This is a genomic window from Nocardia sp. NPDC004582 (genome assembly GCF_053602115.1).
In genome coordinates, this window is record NZ_JBSGCY010000013.1 from 57,672 (window position 1) to 80,812 (window position 23,141).

Below are 23,141 nucleotides of genomic sequence, written 5' to 3' on the forward strand. Positions count from 1 at the left end.
GGATTCGAATGGGGTGACACTCGACGACTGCGGTATCGCTGAACTGGCGGCCGTGGTCTCGACCCTGACCGAATCTATTCAGGGTGGGAAGATGACGGACTTCTCTGATGAGGATGTTGTGTCGTTGATGCGGCAGCTGGAAACGTGCAAGCGGCAATTGGCTGCCCTGGATACCCGTTTGATCATCGAAGCGGGAGAACGGTCGCTGCATTCGCGTAGTGGGGCGGGGAAGATGGTGCCATTTCTTCGGCACACCCTCGGCCTCTCCCGGTATGACGCGTCGGTGCGGGTGAAGATCACCCACCACTGCGGCGAATTCGTCCAACAGACCGGGCACGTCGCCCCGCCAGTACTGCCGGTGACCGCCGAAGCGTTTGCTACCGGCGAGATCTCCCGTGATCACGTGCGTCACATCATGGACGTGATGAACCACCTGCCCGTGGACGTGCCTGCTGAAGCGCGGGCGGAAGCCGAGCAGATCCTGGTCGACTACTCGCGCAACGGGTGGCCCGATGACCTGCTGAAGATCGGGCGCGACATCCTCGCCCGCCTCGACCCCGACGGGAAAGTAGTCTCCGATGCCGACCGTCGTCGCCGTCGCGGGATCACGGTGTGCCGCCCCGGCGTGGACGGCATGAGCCGCATCGAAGGCTGGATTACTCCCGAGCTGCGGGCGTGCCTGGATGCGGTGTTCGCCAAGCTTGCCCGGCCGGGCATGTGCAACCTCGAGGACCCCGAAAGCCCGTCCGCCACGGGCGGGTTCATCGCCGACAGCATCCTCGACGCCGCCGCACGGCGAGACCGCCGTGACGCCGGGCAGCGCACCCACGATGCGCTGCTGGCGTTGGTGCAGCCGGGTGTGAACATGCGGACCCTCGGCATGCACCGCGGACTGCCCGTCGAGGTCGTGCTCACCATGAGCCTGACCGACCTCGAAAACGGCACCGGCGTCGCCACCACCGCCTCCGGCACCCAGATCTCCATCAACGAAGCCCTCAAGATGGCAGAAGGAACCAAGCCGGTCATCGCGGTCCTCGACGGCGACGGAATGCCGCTCTACCTGCAGCGTTCTCGCCGCACCGCCAACCGCGCACAACGATTGGCGCTGCTCGCCCGGGACAAGGGATGTACTCGACCGGGTTGTGAGCAACCGGCCAACATGTGCGCCGCGCACCACGTCACCGATTGGGCCAAGGGTGGTCCCACCGACATCAACAACCTGACCTTGGCGTGCGATCACTGCCACGCACTCATCAACGACGGCCCCGATAGCTGGAAAACCGTTGTGATGGGTAAAGACTCGCCGTACCCCGGTCGTACGGGGTGGATTGCTCCGAAGAGTCTTGACCCCACCGGCACCCCACGGGTGAACGATCGCCATCACGTCGGGCAGGCGATCGCGGCTGCGATCGATTCCAGCTGCCGAACGTGGCGCTCACGGGCAGCGTGACACCCGGCTGCTCGTGCGCTGCTGGCGTGCGCAAAACAACGGGAAGTGTGGTCACCTCGCCTGCCCTGCCGGACTGGGGCTGACGCCGGGCCGGGATCCGTCAGCCTGCGATCCCAGCCCACGGACCGCACGCATCACCTTTCAGAGACCAACCGCTCCGGCGTCTTCCGCTCTTCGGCTTTTCGTTCTTTTGTCTTTTCTTCTCTTCTCCAGGCGTCTTTTATCTTTTGGTCTCTTTATCTTTCATCTTTGACCGCCCGCCCAGCCCGATCGCGGATCTTCCTAATCTCCTCGACCAGCTCAGCCGGACCATGCACCCTGATCTCAACCCCCAACTGCAGCAATCGATGCGCCACCCACTCCGGCAGATCATCCCGCCGCATATCCAGCGCACAAGCCTCCGCCCCCCGCTCGACAATATCGCCCGGCCCCTCCCCCAACCGACCGATCACAGCCGACGCGGGAGCAGCGATATCCACATGGAAGTGCATCGACGGCGTACCCCAGTCGGTCCGATCGCCGATCACATAGGCAGCGGGATCCGCCGCGGGCAACTCCCGGGGGACAAAACGAGCACCCGTGGCAAGCACCCGACTGACCCTGTCAGCCCGGAAGCTCCGCCAGTCATCGCGGTCGAGATCGAACCCGACCAGATACCAGCGGTGCCGATAAGGCACGAGCCCGACCGGCTCGACATTGCGACGCGTCTCGGCACCGTCCGCAGCCTCGTACGCGAAACGGACACGCTCGGTGTTGGAGATGGCGGCGGCGAGGCTGGTGAGCAGTTCGGGGTCCACCGTGTTCGCCCTCGCGCCGGGCGCGGTGGTGGCGGCGCCCAGGACCCGCACTCGACGCCGCAGCTTCGCGGGCAGGACCTGTTCGAGTTTGGCGAGAGCCCGAACCGAGGCTTCCTCGATTCCGGCGATAGCGGATCCCGCGGCCCCGCGCAGGCCGACCGCGATGGCCACGGCCTCTTCGTCGTCGAGGAGTAGCGGCGGCATGGCGGCTCCCGCTACCAGGCGATAGCCGCCGGTCGCGCCCATGGTGGCTTCGACCGGGTAGCCGAGATCGCGCAGCCGGTCGATATCGCGGCGCACCGTGCGGTCGGTGACGCCGAGCCGATCGGCCAGTTCGCTTCCGGGCCATTCGCGCGGGGTCTGCAGCAGGGACAGCAAGCGCAGCAGCCGGGCCGACGTATCGCTCATGAACTCCATCCTGCGCTCGATATAGGACAAGAGTAGTCCTACATCATTCGTAACTTGGTCAGTGAATCGTTTATCGAAGACCAAGGGGAACCACGATGACCAGCACCGATATTCGACCGTTCCGCATCGCCGTGCCGCAGTTCGAGCTCGACGACCTCCACGACCGGCTGGCCCGGGCCCGGTGGAGCGGGCAGCTGCCGGGGCAGGACTGGGAGCGCGGTGTGCCGGTCGACTATCTGCGTGAGCTGGCCGAGTATTGGCGCACCGAATTCGATTGGCGCACAGAGGAAGCGGGGCTCAATGAGCTTCCGCAGTTTCTGACCGAGATCGATGGGCTCGATGTGCATTTCCTGCATATGCGTTCCGAGGATCCGGACGCGGTGCCGCTGATCTTGACGCACGGGTGGCCGAACAGTTTCGTGGAGTTCACGAAAACCATTCCGTTGCTGACGAATCCCCGCGCGCACGGCATGGACTCGGCGCAGGCGTTCCACGTGGTGATTCCATCGGTTCCCGGGTTCGGGTTCTCCGAGGGTCCGCGCGAGCCGGGGACGAAGCCGCGCCGGGTCGCCCGGATGTGGGTGGAACTGATGGCTCGTCTCGGTTACGACCGGTACGGCGCGCAGGGTGGGGATCTGGGCGCGTACGTGGTGCAGGAGATGGCGATCGTGGATCCGGATCATCTGATCGGCGTGCATATCGACGGCGGTATCGGGATGCCGACCGCGGCGGACGTGCCCACCATGACCGCCGAGGAGCGCTCCGAATGGGATCTCATGCAGAAGTGGCAGTCCGGCGTGAACCACCATGTGCTGTTGCGGCAGGCGCCGCAGACGTTCGCGCACGCCTGGACCGATTCGCCGGTCGGGCTGCTGGGCTGGCTGGTGCACAAGTTCACCGAGTTCTCGCCACTGGCGGACCATCTGGAAGAGGCGGTTGATCGCGACCAGCTGCTGGTCAACGCCAGCGTGTACTGGTTCACCAACACCGCGGCCACCTCGTCGTGGCCCATGTACGACGGCCTCGGCGATGACGGGTTCGCTTGGCCGGCGGGCCAGAAGCTGGTCCCGGTCGGCGTGTATTCCGGCGGGTCACCGCTCATGCGCCGCCTCGCGGAACGCGATAACACCATCGTGTACTGGCCCGAAGGGAATACCGGGAACCACTTCCTGGCCATGGATGTACCGCGGGCGCACGCTGCCGATATCCAGGCCTTTTTCGACCTCGTGTCCCGGCGGCGTTAGCGGACCGGGCGGTCCAGAAAGACGTAGGGTGCTCGTCATGGCGAGGACCAAGGAGTTCGACCCGGGCACCGCCTTGCGCCGCGCTCTCGAATTGTTCTGGGAGCAGGGCTACGAGGCGACCTCGATATCGGATCTGGTTGAGCATCTTGGGATTGCCAAGGCGAGCATCTACGGCACCTTCGGCGGTAAACGCGACCTCTATCTGAAGGCACTGCGGCGGTACCTCGAGACGACCGATCCGGCCATCATGGTGGAGCTGTCGCAGCCGGGTCCGGTGCTGCCCGCGGTACGCGGTCTGGTCGAGCGGTACGCGCGCGAAGCCTCCAGTCCCGATTCGTATCTGGGCTGCATGGTGGTGAACAGCGCGGTCGAGCGGGCCCACCGCGACGAGGCGGTGGCGCGGTTGGTGGAGTCGAGCTGGGCACACCTGGAGACGACGCTGACTTCGGCGTTGCTGCGGGCTCGCGCGCAGGGTGAACTGGCCGCGGATTCGGATCCGCGTTCACTTGCCCGATTCCTCCTGGTTTTTCTCCAGGGTGTCCGAGTTCTCGAGCGAACGCCGGATTCCGCTGCGCGCCTGCGCGATGCCACGCGGATGGCGGTATCCGTGCTCGGCTGAACGGATTTCGGATTCATCCACAGTTTTCACGACCGGCCGGATTCGAGACTGCTCGTTCTGGATAGGGTGGGGCTCGTCGATTGGCGGGCGGCCTCACCGAATGATCGTCGGTTATGGCGAGGTTCCCCTAGCGGAATGGCAGTGGGTTGTTGAACCGGCAGACACGTCCCTGTCATCTGCGCTGACTACTGTGCTTGGAATTCGCAGGTCGCGGTATGAGGAGCAGTAGCGATGAGGGACACACTGCCATCCAAGAACCAAGTCCTTCAGGCTTGCCGTGGGACAGGTTTTCCCGGACATCCACTATTGCGCGCCGCGCACGATCTGACCGGACTACACGAGCGGCTGCTCAGTGCCCGGCCGGAGCAGTTCACCGAACTCGACACGCGCCGTTCTAATTTGGTGCACGAGATCGACTGCTGGGTGACGGCGCAATTGCCGCCCTCACACGGTGCGGCCCGGGTACACACCGAGACGCTCGGGGCGGTCATCGATCGACTGGCCCGGCTGACCGCCGCCGCGTACGCCGCGCTGGCCCGCGAATCCGGCCGGGATCTCACCGTGGCCTGGGAGCATCTGGCCGAATTGGCCGTCGGCTACGAGGATTTGGCGTCGGAGGTGTGCACCGGGCGGCGACGCCTACCCGGCGCACACTGAGATCTCCGAACTATCCGCGAGGCTTCTGCGCGGCGTACCAGTCGAGCAGCTCCGGCACGTCGACGGCGGTCGGGGCCACCACCGTGGCGGCATCCGCGCCCTGGAAGAGCTTCTTGATCGGCACTTCCAGCTTCTTGCCGGTGCGGGTGTGCGGAATGCCGGGGGCGGCGATGATCTCGTCGGGGACGTGCCGCGGGGACACCTCGGCGCGAATGGTCGCGTTGATCCGGCCGCGCAACTCGTCGGTCAATTCGACGCCGGGGGTGAGCACCACGAACAAGGGCATCCAATAGCCGCCGTCGGGCTGTTCCGCGCCGATCACCAGCGCTTCGGCGATCTCCGGAATGCGTTCCACCGCTTGATAGATGTCGGCGCTGCCCATGCGGATGCCCTGCCGATTCAGGGTGGAATCCGAACGTCCGTGCACGACGATGCTGCCGTGGCCGGTGATGGTGATCCAGTCGCCGTGCCGCCAGACGCCGGGGAACATCTCGAAGTAGGCGTCGCGGTAGCGGGAGCCGTCCGGGTCGTTCCAGAACGACACCGGCATGGACGGCATCGGCTTGGTGATGACCAGTTCACCGACCTCGTCCCGAACCGGGTTGCCCTGTTCGTCCCAGGCGTCCAGGGCCACACCGAGATACGGGGCCGACAGTTCGCCCGGCCACACGGGCACGGTGCGGACGCCGCCGATGAACGCCGACACCACGTCGGTGCCGCCGCTGATCGAGGCCACCGGCACCCGCTCGCCGACATTGTCGCGCAGCCACAGCGAGGAGGACGGCGGCAGCGACGAGCCGGTGATGCCGACCAGCCGCAGCGCGGACAGGTCGTGGTCGGTGCGCGGCACGGATCCGGCCTTGGCGCAGGCCAGCACGTAGCCGGGGCTGGTGCCGAGGACGGTGGCGCGGGTGCGGGCGGCCAGCCGCCACAACGCGTCCGGGGTGGGCGCGGCGGGGCTGCCGTCGTAGCAGACGATGGTGGCGCCGACCAGCAGTCCGGCGACCTGGAAGTTCCACATCATCCAGCTGGGGCTGGTGTACCAGAAGAACGTGTCGTCGGGCCCGATATCGGATTGCAGGGCAACGGCTTTCAGGTGTTCGAGCAGCACGCCGCCGTGTCCGTGCACGATGCCCTTGGGCTTGCCGGTGGTGCCGGAGGAGTAGAGCACCCACAGCGGGTGCGCGAAGTCCACGGATTCGATGTCGAGGTCGACATCCGCGTCGCCCGGATCGACGCTCGCCCAGGCGATCGCGTCCGGCACGACCGCACCGATGCGCGACACCACCACGGTCCCGGCCAGTGACGGCAGGCCCGCGCGCAGCGCCGCGATATCGGCGGTCTTGTCGTGCACCTTGCCGCCGAAGCGGTAGCCGTCGGCGGTGACCAGCACCTTCGGCTCGAGCTGGCCGAGCCGGTCGAGGGCGGCCTGCGCGGAATAGTCCTGGCCGCACGCGCTCCAGATGGCGCCGAGGCTAGCGGTGGCCAGGAACGCGATGACGGCTTCGGGAATGTTCGGCAGATATCCGGCGACCCGATCACCGGGGCCGACGCCCAGCTCGCGCAGGGTGCGCGCGAAGGCGGCGGCGGTGGCGATCAGCGCGGCCCAGGAGATCTCGGTGATCTCCCCGGTCTCGTCGACCGACAGGATCGCGGGCCGGTCGTCACGGACCTGCCGCAGCACCTGCTCGACGTAGTTCAGCCGGGTGCCCGGGAACCATTGCGCGCCCGGCATTTCCGTGGCGCCGAGGACGTCGCCGGCTCGTTCGCCGAGGTCGAAGTAGTCCCAGAGCGCGCCCCAGAATCCTTCCGGATCGTCGATCGACCACTGCCACAAGGTTCGATAGTCCGGGAAGGACAGTCCCGTCCGCTTCTCGACGAACAGCGCGAAGCTGGTCACCTGCGCCTCGGCGAGATCGTCGTCGCTCGGCACCCACTGTGGTTCCACCGCCATACCTCCTACGACGCGTATCCCGCGCTGCCGGCCGCGTCGGCCCGCTGCACGATGCGCTCGGCGTGCCGGATGACCGGCATGTCCACCATGCGCCCTTCGAAGGTGAAGACACCCCGATGGTTGGGTGCTTCCACCAAAAGCCGTTGTGCCCAGTCGACTTCCGTGGCGGCGGGTGCGTAGGCGGTCCGGATGACCGGCAGCTGACTGGGGTGGATGGCCACCTTGGCGTCGAAGCCGATGGCCACCGCGTCCTCGGATTCGGCGGCCAGCCCGGTCAGGTCCGGGATGTCGAGATACACCGAGTCCAGCGCGAACTTGCCGTACGCCTTGGCCGCCAGCAGCGACTGGGACCGCACGTGCCGGGCCACATCACGGTAACCGCCGTGCGCGTGCCGGCTGGAATTGCCGCCGAGTGCGGCGACCAGGTCCTCCGCGCCCCACATGACGCCGATGGCATTGCGCACCATGACCGCCCGGCCGACGGCGAGCGCGCCCAGCGGGGATTCGATGAGCGCGATCACCTCGTAGTCGGCGAGCCGGGTGATCTGCTCGGCCGATTCGCATTTGGGCAGCATGATGCGCCGGTATTCGGTGCGCACCAGGGCATCCAGGTCGAGCATGTGCTCGAGGGTGCCCGCGGCGTTCACGCGGACGACGGTGCGCTCGGGGTCGAGCGGGTTGGCGATCAGCGCCTCGCGGGCCGCGGCCTTGTCGGCTTCGGCGACGCCGTCCTCGAGGTCGATGATGACCACGTCGGCCGCCACGAGCGCCTTGCCGTACCGCTCGGGGCGGTCGGCGGGGCAGAAAAGCCAAGCGGGGCCGGGCATTTCCCAACTCATGAGGACTCCTCCAGCGAGCTGGACAGTGGATTCCGCCGCACCAGGGTCTTGCGGATGGCGGTGGCTACGACGTCACCGTGCTGATTGCGACCGGTGTGGGCGAAGGTCACGATGCCCTCGCCGGGACGGCTCTTGGATTCCCGGAGCTCGGTCACCACGGTCTCCGCGTAGAGCGTGTCGCCGTGGAAGAGCGGCTTGGGGAAGGCGATATCGGAGAAGCCGAGGTTGGCCACGATGGTGCCCTGGGTCAGCTGCGCGACCGACAGGCCGACCAGCGTGGACAGCGTGAACATGGAGTTCACCAGCCGCTGATGGAACGGCGGCAGCGCATCGGAGAACGCCGCGTCCAGGTGCAGTGCCTGGGTGTTCATGGTCAGCGTCGTGAACAGCACATTGTCGGCCTCGGTGATGGTGCGGCCGGGCCGGTGCTCGTAGACGACGCCGATCTCGAACTCGTCGAACCACAGGCCGCGCTGGACGACCCGCTTCACCTCGGTCACAGGCCGAGCTCCCGACCGATCAGCATCAACTGCACCTCCGTGGTGCCCTCACCGATTTCCAGGATCTTGCTGTCGCGATAGTGCCGGGCCACAGCATATTCGTTCATGAACCCGTAGCCGCCGAAGATCTGCGTGGCGTCGCGGGCATTGTCCATGGCGGCCTCGCTGGCGACCAGCTTGGCGATGGCGGCCTGCTTCTTGAACGGTTTGCCGGCCAGCATGAGCGCGGCCGCGTCGTAGTAGGCGGTGCGGGCCATGTGGGCGCGCGCCTCCATGCGGGCGATCTTGAAGGCGATGGCCTGGTTGCTGCCGATCGGGCGGCCGAAGGCCTCGCGCTCCTTGGCGTAGCGGACGCTCTCGTCCACGCAGCCCTGGGCCGCGCCGACCGACAGCGCGGCGATGGCGATGCGGCCCTCGTCGAGGATGCGCAGGAAGTTGGCGTAGCCGCGGCCCCGCTCGCCGAGCAGGTTCTCGGCGGGCACCCGGACGTCGACGAAACTGAGCGGGTGGGTGTCGGAGGCGTTCCAGCCGACCTTGTTGTAGGCGGGCTCGGCGGTGAAGCCGGGGGTGTCGGCGGGAACGATGATCGTGGAGATCTCCTTCTTGCCGTCCACTCCCCCGGTGACCGCGGTGACCGTCACCAGCCGCGTGATGTCGGTGCCCGAGTTGGTGATGAACTGCTTGGAGCCGTTGATGACCCAGCTGTCGCCGTCGAGCACCGCGGTGGTGCGGGTGCCGCCCGCGTCGCTGCCCGCGCCCGGCTCGGTCAGGCCGAACGCGCCCAGGGCGCGCCCGCCGGCCAGCAGCGGCAGCCATTCCGCCTTCTGCTTGTCGTTGCCGAAGCGGTAGATCGGCATGGCGCCCAGCGAGACACCGGCCTCCAGGGTGATGGCCACGCTCTGGTCGACCTTGCCGAGCTCCTCGAGCGCGAGGCAGAGCGCGAAGTAGTCGCCGCCCATGCCGCCGAACTCCTCCGGGAACGGCAGGCCGAACAGGCCCATGTCGGCCATGCCGGAGATGACCTCGTACGGGAAGCTGTGCTCGGCGTCGTGCTTGGCGGCGACCGGGGCCACCACCTGGTTGGCGAAGTCGCGGACGGTGAGGGCGAGGTCGCGGTATTCGTCCGGAAGCGTTCCGGTGGACAGGAAATCGGTCATGACTGGGTGTTCTCCTCGGCGATGATGCGAGCCAGCGGCTGTTCGAGTTTCACCTGCGCGCCCGGCTCGACCAGCAGTTCGACGCGGCCGGCGATGGGGGCGGTGAGGGTGTGTTCCATCTTCATGGCCTCCACGACCACGATGGGGGCGCCCGCCGCGACGATGTCGCCGTCGGCGGCGGGGGTGGCGATGACCGAACCCGGCATGGGGCTCTGGATCTCGGCGTCGCCGACATGGGCGTCGCCGCCCCGGACATCGGCCTCGGCGACCTCGCGCAGCAGGGCGGTCCCGGTGCGGTCGGCGACCCAGAGGTGCCCGGGCGCGGTGGCGACCCGGTAGCGGCCGCGCAGGCCGTCGATGGCGAGGGTGAGCTCGTCGCCCTCGGAATGGACTGTGAGCGTGCGCTTCTCACCGTCCTCGATCCAGGTGGTGGCCCGGTCGGGGGTGCCGGTGAAGAACACGTGCGCGGTGCGGTCGCCGCCGATCAGGCGGATGCCGAACGGAGCGTGCGCGCCGACCCGCCAGCCGCTGGGCAACTGCCACGGATCCACCGGGCCGGCCGGCCAGTGCCGCAGCCACAGTCGCGCGGCGGCCGCGATGAACTGCTCGTCGGTGACTGCGGCGGGGGTGAAGTCGGCGGCGCGGCGGTCCAGCAGACCGGTGTCGAGCTGTCCGGCGAGGACATCCGGGTCGGCGAGCAGGAAGCGTGCGAAATCGGTGTTGGTGCGCACGCCGAGGATCTGGGTGTCCCGCAGGGCCGCATCGAGTTTGGCGATGGCGGCGGCGCGGTCGGCGGCGTGGGCGATGACCTTGGACAGCATCGGGTCGTAGTCGGAGCCGACCACGGTGCCGGTGCGCAGGCCCGAATCCACCCGCACCCCCGGGCCTTCCGGCTCCGACAGCGCGAGCACGGTGCCGCCGGTGGGCAGGAAGTCGCGACCCGGGTCCTCGGCGTACACGCGCGCCTCGATGGCGTGGCCGGTGAGGCGGACATCCTCCTGCGCCGCGGACAGCTTCTGCCCGGCCGCGATACGGACCTGGCATTCCACCAGGTCGACGCCGGTGACCAGTTCGGTGACCGGATGCTCCACCTGCAGACGGGTGTTCATCTCCATGAAGAAGAACTCGTCCGGGTGGTCGGCGGAGACGATGAACTCGACGGTGCCCGCGCCGACGTAGTCCACGCTGCGGGCGGTATTACAGGCCGCCGCGCCGATGCGGGCGCGGGTCCGCGCGTCGAGCAGCGGCGAGGGCGCTTCCTCGATCACCTTCTGGTGGCGGCGCTGCAGACTGCATTCGCGTTCGCCCAGGTGCAGCACGTGGCCGAACTGGTCGGCCAGGATCTGCACCTCGATGTGGCGGGGGTTGGTGACGAAGCGCTCCAGGAACAGGGTGTCGTCACCGAAGGCCGCGCCGGCCTCGCGGCGGGCGCTGACCAGGGCGGCGGGCAGGTCGGCGGGATCGTCGACCCGGCGCATGCCCTTGCCGCCGCCACCGGCGGACGGCTTCACCAGCACCGGGTAGCCGATCTCGGTCGCGGCGGTGATCAATTCGTCGTCGGTGAGGCCGGGCTTGGCGATGCCGGGCACCACGGGCACCCCGTATTCGGCGACCGCGTTCTTGGCGGTGATCTTGTCGCCCATGACCTCGATGGCACGCGCGGACGGGCCCAGGAAGGCGATGCCCGCCGCCTCGAGCGCGGCCGCGAAGGCCGAATTCTCCGACAGGAAGCCGTATCCCGGGTGCACGGCCTGCGCGCCGGAACGCACGGCGGCGGCGACCACCTTGTCGATGTTCAGGTAGGACTCGCGCGCGGCGGCCGGGCCGAGGCGGACCGCGGTGTCGGCCTCGCGCACGTGGCGGGCGTCGGCGTCGGCGTCGCTGTACACCGCGACCGATCGAATTCCCATGTCGCGCAGGGTGCGAATGACCCGGACCGCGATCTCGCCGCGATTGGCCACCAGCACGGTGTCGAAGACGACGGGGGTTGCCTTGTTCATCATGGTCATCACATCCGGAAGACGCCGTAGGAGACGGGCTCGAGCGGGGCCTGCGCGCAGGCCGAGAGGGCCAGGCCGACAACGGTTCTGGTGTCGGCGGGGTCGATCACGCCATCGTCCCAGAGCCGGGCCGTGGAGTAGTACGGATTGCCCTGGGCCTCGTACTGCTCGCGGATCGGGGCCTTGAACTTCTCCAGATCCTCCTCCGACTGCGCTCCACCTCCCAGCGCTTCACCGCGCACGGTCGCCAGCACCGACGCCGCCTGCTCACCGCCCATCACCGAGATGCGGGCGTTCGGCCACATCCACAGGAAGCGCGGCGAATACGCGCGCCCGCACATGGAGTAGTTGCCCGCGCCGTAGGAGCCGCCGATCACCACCGTCAGCTTCGGCACCCGGGCGCACGCCACCGCGGTCACCATCTTCGCGCCGTGCTTGGCGATGCCACCCGCCTCGTAGTCGCGGCCGACCATGAAGCCGGTGATGTTCTGCAGGAACAGCAGCGGAATCGAGCGCTTGTCGCACAGCTCGATGAAATGCGCGCCCTTCATGGCGGATTCGCTGAACAGCACGCCATTGTTGGCGACGATGCCGACCGGGTGGCCGTGGATCCGGGCGAAGCCGGTGACCAGGGTCTTGCCGTATTCGGCCTTGAATTCCTGGAATTCGCCGCCGTCGACGACGCGGATGATGACCTCGCGGACGTCATAAGGGGTGCGCAGGTCCACCGGCACCACGTCGTAGAGCTCGTCCTGCGGCGCGATCGGGTCCACGGTCGGCGCGACGTCCCACGGCGTCGGCGTCTTCGGACCCAGGGTGGCCACGATATTGCGCACGATGCGCAGCGCGTCCTGATCGCTCTCGGCCAGGTGGTCGGTGACGCCGGAGGTGCGTGAGTGCAGGTCGCCGCCGCCCAGCTCCTCGGCGGTGACCACCTCACCGGTGGCGGCCTTCACCAGCGGCGGGCCGCCCAGGAAGATGGTGCCCTGGTTGCGCACGATGACGGTCTCGTCGCTCATGGCCGGCACGTACGCGCCGCCCGCGGTGCACGAGCCCATGACCGCGGAGATCTGCGCGATCCCCTTGGCGCTCATGTTCGCCTGGTTGAAGAAGATGCGGCCGAAGTGTTCGCGGTCGGGGAACACCTCGTCCTGGCGCGGCAGGTAGGCGCCGCCGGAGTCGACCAGGTAGATGCACGGCAGGTTGTTCTGCAGCGCCACCTCCTGGGCGCGCAGGTGCTTCTTCACCGACATCGGATAGTAGGTGCCGCCCTTGACGGTCGCGTCGTTGGCGAGGATCACGCACTCGCGCCCGGACACCCGGCCGATGCCGCCGATCATGCCCGCGCCGGGGCATTCGTCGTCGTACATGCCGTTGGCCGCCAGCGGCGACAGCTCCAGGAACGGGCTGCCGGTGTCGAGCAGCTGGTCCACGCGCTGGCGCGGCAGCAGCTTGCCGCGGGCCAGGTGCCGCTCCCGCGACTTCTCCGGCCCGCCCAGCGCGCTCACGGCCAGCCGCTCCCGCAACTCGTCGACCAACGCCAGGTGCGCATCCCGGTTCCCGGTCCGCGTCTGTTCGCTCAGCGTCATCCGCTCCGCCTCCCCGATCGGCCGATCCGGCCGGTTCGGTTAGTCACCAATAACTGGAAAATAAGATAATCTTCATTAACTGAGTTGTCCAGAACCGGCGAAGGGAGCCACGGTGAACAGTGCGGAAACCGCGGGGCTCACCCGGCGTGAGCAGCTCAAGGCGCAGCGCCGGGAACAGCTGCTGGAGGCCGGTGCGCGCCTCATCGCGGACCGCGGCTTCCTGGGCATGCGCCTCGACGATCTGGGCGCGGCGGCCGGGATCAGCGGGCCCGCGGTGTACCGGCACTTCCCCAACAAGGAAGCGCTGCTGGTCGAACTGCTGGTGGGGATCAGTCAGCGACTGCTCGACGGCGGCCGGGCGGTCGCCGAGACCGCGAGCTCCCCGCTGGCGGCCTTGGAGGCGCTGGTCGATTTCCACCTCGACTTCGCGCTGGGCGAGCCCGAACTCATTCGGATCCAGGATCGCGATCTGGAGAATCTGCCGGAATCGGCACGCCGCCAGGTCCGGCGCACCCAGCGCCAGTACGTCGAGGTCTGGGTCGAGGTCCTGCGCAAGCTCCATCCGCAGCTGCCCGAGCAGGCCGCGCGCGTACAGGCGCACGCGACCTTCGGCCTGATCAACTCGACCCCGCACAGCGCCCCCGCCAGCGCCACTCGCGCCCGCCCGGTGCTGCGCCGCATGGCCCTCGCCGCCCTGAGCTGACTCCGCTACCGGTCTCGCCGCGACCGGCCCGGAAAGCGCAGTGGCGCGGAAGGAATCGAATCCCTCCACGCCACCGGCTGTTTCACCGCATCGGTCGAACTCAGTTCGCGGACGACCCGCTGATCCGGGTCTGCGCCGCCGCCAGGCGGGCGGCGAACTCGGGCGATTCGAGCGAGGCCAGCTGCGGGACCACCTCGGTGCTGACCGCCTCGGCGTGGGTGGGCAGGGCGCGAGTGGCGCGCATGGTGCGTTTGGTGGTGATGAGCAGATCGCGCGGGACTTCCGCTGTCGCGGAGGCGTATTCGACGGCGGCGGACACCAGGGCGGCGTGATCGCCGTCGACGACGCGGTGGACCAGCCCGGCCGCGGCCGCGGCCGGGGCGTCGAGCACCTCGCCGAACAGGGTCATGGCCGCCGCCTGCTGCGGGCCGACCGCGCGCTGCAGCATCCAGGTCATGCCGCCGCCGGGGTGGATGCCCAGGCGCAGGAAGCGAGCGTCGAAGCGGGCGTTGGGATTAGCGAAACGCAGGTCCGCGGCCAGGGCCAGGTTCAGGCCGGCGCCGACGGCCGCGCCGCCGACCGCCGCGATGGTGGGCAGCTTGCACCGAGCCACCGCGAGGAAGCCTTCGTAGATGGCACGCAGGCCCTCTTCCTTCGCCTCACCCAGGGCGGTCAGGTTGGCGCCCGCGCAGAAGGCCGGCGGCGTGCCGGTGACCACCAGGGCGTGAACGGAATCGTCGGCCTCCGCGTCCGCCACCGCGTCGGCGAGATCGGCGGATAGATCCAGCGTCAACGCATTCCGCTTGTCGGGGTCGTGCACGGTCACCAGCGCCACGGAGTCCAGGCGCTCCACCTTGATCTCGGCCATGGCCCCAGATGGTAACGGCGCGCGGGGCACGGCGTTCACGCACCGCGCAGTTCGCGCGCGGCGGTCCGCAGCACCATGTCGAAGCTGAGGCTCACCACCGGGGCCGACAGGAAGGTCCACAGCGGCGCGAGCACGGGCGCGGCGATCTCGAAGGTCGTCGACCAGTGCACCAGCGTGCCGCCCGCGACCGGCTCGCAGCTGATCCAACCCTCTTGATGCCGTAGGCGCGGAACGGATTTCAGCCCGCGATAGCGCATCAGCCGGGGCGGATCGTATTCGGTGATCTCCTGGGTGAGCCGCATGAGCGGGGTCACCACCAATCGCACCGCGCCCACGCCGTTGCCGTTGGTATCGCCGGGGCGGACCAGGGTGACGCGGCGGACGAACGGAACCCGTTGATAATTCGCGACATCGGTGAGCCAATCGAAGACATCCGCGGGCGAGGCGGCGATGGTGCGTTCGACGTCGACCGTGCGCATCCCGGCAGACTACCGAGATCGGCGGCGAGACGTCGGCCGAAATGCCTGGTGATTACCATTGCGATATGACCGTCGAGGAGCAGCCGCAGCGCGTGATCCGCCGCCGCCCGAAGAATCGGCGCGCGCAGATCGCCGCCACCTCGGCGGCCGCCTTCGGATCGCTCGGCTATCACGGCGTGAGCATGGAGGACATCGCCACCCGGCTCGGTATCTCCTCGGCCGCCCTGTACCGGCACTATCCGAGCAAGTACGCGCTGTTCCGGGAGGAATTGCTGCGCCTGTCGCGGCTCACCGCCGAGGCGGCCACCCTGCCCGACGAGTCCGAGGGCCTGACCCCGCGCGCCCGACTGAACCGGGTGCTGGACCGGATGATCGCCGAGACCATCGCCAATCGCGCCACCGTCACCCTGGTGCGCTGGGAGCGCCGCTATCTCGACGACACCGATCGGCAGATCCTGGAGGAGCAGTTCATCGTGGCGCTGACCACGTTGCGCGCGCTCATCGCGGACGTGCGGCCCGAACTCGACGGGCACGATCGCGCGGTGCGGGCGGTGTCGATGCTCAGCGTCATCTCCAGCATCGGCGACCACCACGCCACGCTGCCCGCGAAATCGCTGACGGCCCTGCTGCATTCGGCCTGCGACGCCATCCTCGACACCGAGCTGCCGCCGGAGGGCACCGCGGTGGAGCCGCCGCGGGCGGTGGAGATCCCGCGCAGTTTCAAGCACGAGCTGCTGTTGAAGAAGGCGGTGGAGCTGTTCCACCAGCGCGGCTATCCCAATGTGAGCGTGGAGGACATCGCGGCGGCGGCCGATCTGTCGGCGGCCTCGGCGGTGTACCGGTACTACCGCAGCAAGGGCGATCTGCTGGCCGCCGCGTTCCGCCGGGCGGCGGACCGGGTGTCGGGGGCGATCGGGCCGGCGGTGGCGTCCTCGTCGAGTCCGGCCGAGGCGCTGCGCAAACTGGTGGACCTGTATGTCGCGGGATCGTTCGCCGAGCGCGAGCTGACCTTCGTGTACTACGCCGAATTCGGCCATGTCTCGGCCGAGGAACGCACGATGCTGCGCAATGTGCAGCGGCTCATCGTGGCCGAGTGGGTGCGGCTGCTGGTGGCGGTGCGCCCGGAACTGTCCGAGAGCGAGGCGCGCATCCTGGTGCAGGCCGGGTTCGGTCTGGTGGTGGACCTGGGCCGGGAGTTCGGCGCGCACGCGTCGATCTGCCCGCAGCCCAGGGTGATCCGGCTGATGGAGGTCACCCTGTTCGGCGCCGACGCGCCGGACCCGGGGTCCGCACGCGCCTGATACCTAGGCCTTCAGCGCGGTCAGCGGGACGAACGGCGCGTAGTCGCAGACATGCCCCTGATCCCACTCCCACAGCGAGACCGGGTCGACGGCCACGCCGCTCTGCAGGATGAGCCGCCAGCCGCCGTCCTCGCGCTGCCAGATATCGCCGTCGCGGTCCCAGTAGAGACCGATCACGTGTGGTTCTACGGGCTCAGGCCGGCTCATGGTTTCCCTCTCATAGCTAACCTTTAGCGATTGCGTGAGTTCAGGCGGCCGGGCTCCGGATTTCATGATTCGTGCGGGCACGGCCGCCGATCAGGGTTTGTCTTCTGAGCAAATATATTTGCCAATCGTTCGCTCACGCCGGAAGCTGCGTGCGCGAGTCGAATTCACGTCTCCTCGTTCGCGCCCGCTCGAATCCGATGTCCGCGAGCGAGACCGCCCGGGCCGCAACGCATCACGCCGCGGCGGTGGCGCCGCGCGCCCGGGTGGCCGCCGAACCGGCGGAGCCGGCGCCGCGCATGGTGAATCCGGCCCGGCAGCACCGGCGCACACCGGTCGACACGCGCTGAAGCATCGCTGCGTGAACGCGCGAACGCCCGTATCGTGCAGGGCGCACGGTCGGGAGGGAATGCATGACGAGGGCCGGAAAGGCGTTGTTACCCATGAGAATTATCAGCACTGTCGCGATCGCGTTGAGCGCCGCCGTCCTGTGGTCGGCCGCGCCGGCGCAGGCGGGGCCCGATACCGGGTCGGCGGATCGGCCGCTGCCGGCGGGGACCACCATCGAACCGGCCATCGATTGCGCGCCGACAGCGGCGCACCCGTATCCGGTGGTGGTGCTGCCCGGCGGCGACGGCAGCATCGACCAGACCGCGGCGCAGTGGGACACCATGGTCGGCGCACTGCGCGGGGCCGGGTACTGCACGCTGCTGTTCCAGGGCGGCATCGTGAACGGCAAGCGCTGGTACGGCGATATGCCCGCCGAGGCGGGGCAGATCGCGGATTTCATCGCGAAGGTGCGGGAGACCACCGGGGCCGCGAAGGTCGAGATCGTGGCCCATTCGGCGGGGACCATCGTGTCGAACTATTACCTGAAGGTGCTGGGCGGAGCGCCGACGGTGAGCCACGCCGTGTTCATCACGCCCGAGGTGCGCGGCTGTGACGGCGCGGGTGTCCTCGGCATCCAGAATCCGCCGATCACCCCGGTGCGGCTGTTGCACGAGCTGCCCGTGCTGGGCACCCTGCTGGCCGCGGCCTCGCCGGACCTGGCCACGGCCCTGCAGATGACCCCGGATTCGCCGGTGTACAAGGCGATTTTCGACACGCCGGTCACCCAGCCCGGGGTCACCTATTCGGTGATCGCGACCCGGCGGGATCAGCTCGCCACGCCCGCGCCGCTGTGCTCGACCATCGACGAACCGGGTGTCGAGAACGCGGTCTACGAGGACCTGTTTCCGGACGCGGCGCCGGTGGACCACTCACTGATCCGATCCAGCGCCGAGACCGCGGGCTGGGTCCTGGGCCAATTGCGGCGCTGACCCCGCACCCACGGCCCGAGGCCGGAAAGGGAAGCACCGACAGTACTCCGGGGGCCGCCAGGACGAGATGTCCTGGCGGCCTTCACACACCTACCCGAAAGCCGCTACGTGGTTGTCGTAGTCGCCGGCGGCCAGGTGAATGAGGAGCCGCTGCCCAGCGACTTCGCCAGGAAGCTGAAAAAGTCGTTCACGGCACTACCGCTGAACATGCAGGCCTCCTAGACAACCGGAGTCGGGGTAGGGGTCGTGGTGCCCGGCTGGGTCACGGAGGTCGAGGAGCCGGAGCCGACCACCTTGGCAATGGCGATGAGCAGGTCGGTCATACCGCTGCCGGTGTAGAAATCCATCGCGATTTCCTTTCGAGAATCTTCGTGTATCCGGCGCGAATTACTTCGCGCTGTGGTTCTTGAGCTTCGGGCCCTTGGGGTTGTAGCTCGCGGTGGAACCGGCGCCCAGGAACTTCAGCACCTGAGAGACGACGGCGCCGATGTCGACCGAGGGCGTGGTGCCGGGATCCGGAGGAGTGGTGGTCATGGTGATTCCCTTTCTTTCACGACGCGGACAGACCCCCTCGATGTGTGGTTTCTTCTCGGGACCGCCGCACGAGGCCAGTCGGCCCCGGGTCTGTGGATGCGGAACTGGCGTTCCGCGTGGTCTATTCGGGCGCTGGTCTATTCAGGCTCGGAGGCCATCGCCTGGACCAGAGAGGCCGGTCGCATATCGGTCCAGTGCGCTTCGACGTAGTCCAAGCAGCTCTGCCGCAGGGCCGGGCCGTGCGCGGCGGTCCAGCCGCCGGGGATGGCGGCGAACACCGGCCACAGCGAATGCTGGGCCTCTTCGTTGACGAGCACGTAGAACTGGGCGTTCTCGTCATCGAACGGATTGCTCATGGTGGATCAGCCTTTCTCACCTGGGAAGTTGAGTACCACAGTGAAATCAGAATCGCAGCGTTTTCAGAAACCCCGATGCTTCACTGCCACAGTTGCGCCAATGTCCGCGCGATCGGCTCGAGGGCCTGCGGCGAGGTCATCTGCCAATGGGTCGCGGGCACCGCGTGATCGCGGACCGTGCCGTCGACGGCGGCGGTCCAGCCCGTGGCGCCGGCGACAACCGGCTCCTCCAGGGCCGCGGTGAAGTACGTGATATCGCCGTGGAAGCGCTCCGGGCGGTAGGCCCGCATCAGCTCCATCGACCGCAGGCCCGACTCGAGGATCGAGGTGATCCGGTCGACGCCGAACGCCGCGGGGCTGAGACCGTCGCCCTGCTCCGGCAACGCGACCAGACGGGCCGCGAGCTCGGCGGGCCGGGTGACGCCGACGAGGTCGAGCTCGTCGGCCCGGTCGCCGAGCAGGCCGCCCAGCACGTCCCGGATCTCCGTCAGCGCGTCCCCGGCGGCGGGGGCGACCGCGGCGTCGGCCGTGGCCAGATGGCTGTCCAGCATGGCCAGCGTGCCGACCTGTTCGCCCTCGCGCTGCAGGTGCACCGCGACGGCGTGGGCGAGCACGCCGCCCAGCGACCAGCCGAGCAGGTGGTACGGACCGGACGGCTGCACCGAACGGATCGCCGCCACGTACTCCGCGGCCCACGCCTCGATCGAATCCGGCAGTACGCCACCGGCTTTCAGCGCCGGCGACTGGAGGCCGTAGATCGGGCGATCGGCGTCCAGGTGCGCCGCCAGGCCCGCGAAGGACCAGGAGATGCCGCCGACCGGGTGGATGCAGAACAGCGGTTCCGCACTGCCTTCCCGGCGCAGCGGCAGCAGCACGTCCAGCGCCGCCTCCACGCCCGCGCCGGTCGCCGAATCCAGCTCCCGGGCCAGCTCGCCCGGGGTGAACGCGGAGAACAGCAGCAGCACCGGCACCTTGCGGCCGAGCAGTTCACCCAGCCGCGAGGCCAGCCGCGCCGCGACCAGCGAGGTGCCGCCGAGCTCGAAGAAGTTGTCGTCCAAACCGACCCGTTCGACACCCAGCACCTCGGCGAAGGCGGCGCACACGGTGGCCTCCAACTCCGTTTCCGGAGCCCGGAATTCGCGGGCCCCGAACTCCGGCGCGGGCAGGGCCTTGCGGTCCAGCTTGCCGGAGGTGTTGAGCGGCAGGGCATCCAGCGTCACGAAGGCCGAGGGCACCATGTACGACGGCAGGCGCTGCGCGAGCGCGCGGCGGAGGGCGTCGGTGTCCGGCGCTGCCCCGCCCGCGGCGGGCACCAGGTACGCGACCAGGTGCTCGTCACCGGCGCTCGCGCCCGGCCACACCAGGACCACGGCCTGCGCGATCTCCGGCAGCGCGGTCAGCGCCAGCTCGATCTCGCCGAGCTCGATGCGCTGGCCCCGGAACTTCACCTGGAAGTCGGTGCGGCCCAGGTACACCAGTTCGGCGCGCTCGCCGCTGACGTCCCAGCGGACCAGGTCGCCGGTGCGGTACATGCGCTCGCCGGGAGCGCCGTACGGGTTGGCGATGAACCGGTCCGAGGTCAGGTCCGGGCGCGCGACATAGCCGCGAGCCAGCTGGACACCACCCAGGTAGAGCTCACCGGCCACCCCGGGAGGAGTGGGGTTCAGGCGCGAATCCAGCACGTACACGGTGCTGTTGCCCTGCGGCCGGCCGATCGGCATGACCGAGCGGTCGACCTCGCCGGTGACGTCGCGGTAGGTGATGGACACCGCGGCCTCGGTCGGGCCGTACAGGTTGTGCACCTCGGCGGAGCTCACCGCGCCGAAGGCGCGCACGGTCTCGGCGGGCAGCGCCTCACCGATCACGTACACCTGACGCAGCGTCTTCAGCCGCTCCCGATCACCGTGCGCGGCGAAGACACTCATCACCGAGGGCACGAAATCGGTGACCGTGACACTGTGCCGGTCGATGAGATCGACCAGGTAGGCCGGATCGCGGTGGCCGTCCGGGGCCGCGAGCAGCAGCGTCGCGCCGACCCGCAGCGGAATGAAGTAGCCCCACAGCGACACGTCGAAGGTGCTGGGCGTCTTCTGCAAGTAGACGTCCTGCGCGGTGAGCCGGTACTCGGCCTGCATCCAGTCCATCTGGTTGACGATGGCCGCGTGGGAGACGCTGACGCCCTTGGGCTTTCCGGTCGAACCCGAGGTGAAGATGGTGTACGCCGGATGCTGCGGACGCAGCGGCGCACGCCGATCGGCATCGGTGACCGGACGGTCGGAGTAGCCCGACAGATTGGCCGTATCGACCTCCAGCACCGGGTACGCGCCGGCCGCGAACACCGAGCTCGAGGTGCTCAGGACGCAGACCGGGTTCGCGGTGTCCAGCACGTGGCCGATGCGCTCGGCGGGCTGGTCCGGGTCCACCGGAACGTACGCGCCACCGGCCGTGATCACCGCGTAGGAGGCGACCATGAACTCGAGCGAACGCCGGATGTGCAGGGCGACCAGCGATTCCGGGCCGACACCCGCCTCGACCAGGCGCCGGGCCAGGCGGTTCACCCGGGCGGTGAACTCGCCGTAGGACAGTTCCGTGCCCTCGCAGCTCAGCGCGATCGCGTCGGGTGTCCGCGCGGCCTGGGCCTCGAACAGCGCCACCAGGGTCTCGCCCGCGTCGCCGGAGACGGCGCGCAGCAGATCCGCGGCGGCGGCGGTGTCGTTCCAGTCGTGCAGCACCCGGGTGCGCTCGCCCTCGACCATCAGGTCCAGATCGCCGACGGCCAGTTCCGGCCGCGCGACGACGGTCTTCAGCAGCAGCGTGAACCGGTCGGCGAACCGCGCCACGGTGGCCGCGTCGAACAGCGCGGTGGCGTAGGTCATGGTCGCGGTGAAACCGGCGGGCGCGCCATCGGCGTCGTAGTTGTCCACGATCACCAGTTGAAGGTCGAACTGGGTTTCGTCGCCGTCGAATTCGACGGCGGCGACGGTCAGGCCGTCCAGGTCGAAGGCGGCCGGTTGCTGGTTGTTGAACGAGAAGCCGACCTGGACCAGCGGGTTGCGGGCGGTCGAACGCTCCGGCGCGAGCACCTCGACCAGTCGTTCGAAGGGCACGTCGGCGTGGCCGAACGCGGCGATGTCCTCGGACCGGACCCGGCGCAGCAGCGCGTCGAAGCTCTCGGCCGGATCGACCCCGGTGCGCAGCACCAGCGTGTTGACGAACATGCCGACCAGGTCGTCGAGAGCGGCGTCGTCGCGACCGGCCACCGGGGTACCGACCGCGATGTCGGCCGAGCCGGACAGCCGCGACAGCAGGGTCGCGAAGGCCGCGTGCACCGTCATGAACAGCGTCGCGCCGCGGGTGCGGCCCAGATCCACCAGCGCCGCATGGGTGCGCGCGTCGACGGTGAAGTCGACCCGGCGGCCCGCGGTCTGGAACAGCGCCGGCCGGGGCCGGTCGGCGGGCAGCTCGAGCTGCGGGGGCAGCCCGGCCAGCCGGTCACGCCAGAAGCCGAGCTGGCGGGAGATCAGCGAGTCCGGATCGTCCTCGGAGCCCAGCAGATCGCGCTTCCAGACCGCGAAGTCGGAGTACTGCACCGGCAGCGGGTTCCACGCCGGCGCCGCGCCGGCCTTGCGGGCCGCGTAGGCGGTCATGACGTCGCGGGCCAGCGGGGCCAGCGAGGTGCCGTCACCGGCGATGTGGTGCATGACCACGACGAACACGTGATCCTCGGGGGCCAGCGCGTACAGCGCCGCCCGCAACGGCACCGCGGTGGTGACGTCGAAGCCCTGGCCGATCATGGCCGCGACCGCGCCGACGACGGTGGCCTCGGTGACCGGAATCGCTTCCAGCGCGGGCAGCTCCGCGACCGCGGTGACGGGCAGCACCACCTGCGCCGGGCCCTCCGGAGTCTCCGGGTACACGGTGCGCAGCACCTCGTGCCGGACCACCACATCCGCGAGCGCGGCGTGCAGGGCGGCCACGTCGAGGGGTCCGGTGAGCCGGATGGGCAGCGGGATGTTGTAGGCGATGGACTCCGGATCCATCCGGTTCATGAACCAGATGCGCTGCTGCGCGGGCGACACCGGGACCGGTCCGTCACCGGTGCGGGGCAGCAGCGGCGGGCGGGCGGCGGTGGCGTCGGCCGCGAGCACGGCGGCGGCCAGCGC

Annotated in this window: 22 protein-coding genes; 8 read left to right on the top strand and 14 right to left on the bottom strand. The window is 68.9% G+C overall.

Annotated elements, in window-relative coordinates:
• Positions 1-13: 13 nt before the first annotated feature.
• The gene (locus ACWELJ_RS06425) at positions 14-1,450 is read left to right on the top strand and encodes a DUF222 domain-containing protein (protein WP_452365142.1); all 1,437 of its coding nucleotides are present in this window, start codon (positions 14-16) and stop codon (positions 1,448-1,450) included.
• A gap of 236 nt (positions 1,451-1,686) precedes the next feature.
• On the opposite strand, the gene ACWELJ_RS06430 is transcribed toward ACWELJ_RS06425, so the two are convergent.
• Positions 1,687-2,655 (bottom strand): helix-turn-helix transcriptional regulator, encoded by a 969-nt coding sequence (locus ACWELJ_RS06430; protein WP_452365163.1) that lies wholly within the window; start codon positions 2,653-2,655, stop codon positions 1,687-1,689.
• Positions 2,656-2,750: 95 nt separating this feature from the next.
• On the opposite strand from ACWELJ_RS06430, the gene ACWELJ_RS06435 reads away from it, so the two are divergent.
• From ACWELJ_RS06435 to ACWELJ_RS06445, 3 genes are all read left to right on the top strand, one after another.
• On the top strand, positions 2,751-3,899 hold the full coding sequence (locus ACWELJ_RS06435) for an epoxide hydrolase family protein (RefSeq protein ID WP_452365143.1): 1,149 nt from the start codon (positions 2,751-2,753) through the stop codon (positions 3,897-3,899).
• Positions 3,900-3,936: 37 nt separating this feature from the next.
• Positions 3,937-4,518: a TetR/AcrR family transcriptional regulator gene (locus ACWELJ_RS06440; protein WP_452365144.1), complete on the top strand. Its 582-nt coding sequence runs from the start codon at positions 3,937-3,939 to the stop codon at positions 4,516-4,518.
• 306 nt (positions 4,519-4,824) lie between these two features.
• On the top strand, positions 4,825-5,175 hold the full coding sequence (locus ACWELJ_RS06445; protein ID WP_452365145.1) for a DUF4254 domain-containing protein: 351 nt from the start codon (positions 4,825-4,827) through the stop codon (positions 5,173-5,175).
• 10 nt (positions 5,176-5,185) lie between these two features.
• On the opposite strand, the gene ACWELJ_RS06450 is transcribed toward ACWELJ_RS06445, so the two are convergent.
• From ACWELJ_RS06450 to ACWELJ_RS06475, 6 genes are read right to left on the bottom strand one after another with little or no spacing between them, the layout of a single operon-like run.
• On the bottom strand, positions 5,186-7,129 hold the full coding sequence (locus ACWELJ_RS06450) for an acetoacetate--CoA ligase (RefSeq protein WP_452365146.1): 1,944 nt from the start codon (positions 7,127-7,129) through the stop codon (positions 5,186-5,188).
• 5 nt (positions 7,130-7,134) lie between these two features.
• On the bottom strand, positions 7,135-7,968 hold the full coding sequence (locus ACWELJ_RS06455) for an HpcH/HpaI aldolase/citrate lyase family protein (protein WP_452365147.1): 834 nt from the start codon (positions 7,966-7,968) through the stop codon (positions 7,135-7,137).
• Positions 7,965-8,468, bottom strand: a complete 504-nt coding sequence (locus tag ACWELJ_RS06460; protein ID WP_452365148.1) for a MaoC family dehydratase — start codon at positions 8,466-8,468, stop codon at positions 7,965-7,967. The genes ACWELJ_RS06455 and ACWELJ_RS06460 overlap by 4 nt, the downstream gene beginning before the upstream one ends.
• Entirely contained in the window at positions 8,465-9,625 is a 1,161-nt protein-coding gene (locus tag ACWELJ_RS06465; RefSeq protein WP_452365149.1) for an acyl-CoA dehydrogenase family protein, read from the bottom strand. The genes ACWELJ_RS06460 and ACWELJ_RS06465 overlap by 4 nt, the downstream gene beginning before the upstream one ends.
• Positions 9,622-11,628 (bottom strand): acetyl-CoA carboxylase biotin carboxylase subunit, encoded by a 2,007-nt coding sequence (locus ACWELJ_RS06470; RefSeq protein WP_452365150.1) that lies wholly within the window; start codon positions 11,626-11,628, stop codon positions 9,622-9,624. The genes ACWELJ_RS06465 and ACWELJ_RS06470 overlap by 4 nt, the downstream gene beginning before the upstream one ends.
• Positions 11,629-11,633: 5 nt before the next feature.
• Entirely contained in the window at positions 11,634-13,214 is a 1,581-nt protein-coding gene (locus ACWELJ_RS06475) for a carboxyl transferase domain-containing protein (RefSeq protein ID WP_452365151.1), read from the bottom strand.
• A 112-nt stretch (positions 13,215-13,326) separates the two neighbouring features.
• On the opposite strand from ACWELJ_RS06475, the gene ACWELJ_RS06480 reads away from it, so the two are divergent.
• Positions 13,327-13,917, top strand: a complete 591-nt coding sequence (locus tag ACWELJ_RS06480) for an SACE_7040 family transcriptional regulator (RefSeq protein ID WP_452365152.1) — start codon at positions 13,327-13,329, stop codon at positions 13,915-13,917.
• Between the two features lie 100 nt (positions 13,918-14,017).
• On the opposite strand, the gene ACWELJ_RS06485 is transcribed toward ACWELJ_RS06480, so the two are convergent.
• Positions 14,018-14,785, bottom strand: coding sequence for an enoyl-CoA hydratase (locus ACWELJ_RS06485; RefSeq protein ID WP_452365153.1), 768 nt, complete (start codon positions 14,783-14,785; stop codon positions 14,018-14,020).
• A gap of 35 nt (positions 14,786-14,820) precedes the next feature.
• Positions 14,821-15,264 (bottom strand): SRPBCC family protein, encoded by a 444-nt coding sequence (locus ACWELJ_RS06490; protein WP_452365154.1) that lies wholly within the window; start codon positions 15,262-15,264, stop codon positions 14,821-14,823.
• A gap of 65 nt (positions 15,265-15,329) precedes the next feature.
• Here ACWELJ_RS06490 and ACWELJ_RS06495 point away from each other — a divergent pair, with 65 nt between their 5' ends.
• Entirely contained in the window at positions 15,330-16,565 is a 1,236-nt protein-coding gene (locus ACWELJ_RS06495; protein ID WP_452365155.1) for a TetR/AcrR family transcriptional regulator, read from the top strand.
• 3 nt (positions 16,566-16,568) lie between these two features.
• Here the strand turns inward: ACWELJ_RS06495 and ACWELJ_RS06500 are convergent, their stop codons facing one another.
• Positions 16,569-16,742 (bottom strand): hypothetical protein, encoded by a 174-nt coding sequence (locus ACWELJ_RS06500; protein ID WP_452365156.1) that lies wholly within the window; start codon positions 16,740-16,742, stop codon positions 16,569-16,571.
• 227 nt (positions 16,743-16,969) lie between these two features.
• On the opposite strand from ACWELJ_RS06500, the gene ACWELJ_RS06505 reads away from it, so the two are divergent.
• Together ACWELJ_RS06505 and ACWELJ_RS06510 are read left to right on the top strand one after the other, a co-directional pair.
• Positions 16,970-17,119 carry a hypothetical protein gene (locus ACWELJ_RS06505; protein ID WP_452365157.1) on the top strand — a complete coding sequence of 50 codons (150 nt, stop codon included), beginning with the start codon at positions 16,970-16,972 and terminating at the stop codon, positions 17,117-17,119.
• A 93-nt stretch (positions 17,120-17,212) separates the two neighbouring features.
• Positions 17,213-18,088 (top strand): esterase/lipase family protein, encoded by an 876-nt coding sequence (locus ACWELJ_RS06510; RefSeq protein ID WP_452365158.1) that lies wholly within the window; start codon positions 17,213-17,215, stop codon positions 18,086-18,088.
• Positions 18,089-18,306: 218 nt separating this feature from the next.
• On the opposite strand, the gene ACWELJ_RS06515 is transcribed toward ACWELJ_RS06510, so the two are convergent.
• The 4 genes from ACWELJ_RS06515 to ACWELJ_RS06530 form a co-directional block, all read right to left on the bottom strand.
• The gene (locus ACWELJ_RS06515; protein ID WP_452365159.1) at positions 18,307-18,435 is read right to left on the bottom strand and encodes a hypothetical protein; all 129 of its coding nucleotides are present in this window, start codon (positions 18,433-18,435) and stop codon (positions 18,307-18,309) included.
• A 40-nt stretch (positions 18,436-18,475) separates the two neighbouring features.
• Positions 18,476-18,622, bottom strand: coding sequence for a hypothetical protein (locus ACWELJ_RS06520; protein WP_452365160.1), 147 nt, complete (start codon positions 18,620-18,622; stop codon positions 18,476-18,478).
• Positions 18,623-18,759: 137 nt separating this feature from the next.
• Entirely contained in the window at positions 18,760-18,978 is a 219-nt protein-coding gene (locus ACWELJ_RS06525; protein ID WP_452365161.1) for an MbtH family protein, read from the bottom strand.
• 80 nt (positions 18,979-19,058) lie between these two features.
• Positions 19,059-23,141, bottom strand: a 4,083-nt coding sequence (locus ACWELJ_RS06530) for a non-ribosomal peptide synthetase (RefSeq protein ID WP_452365162.1), incomplete at its 5' end; no start/stop codon positions are given.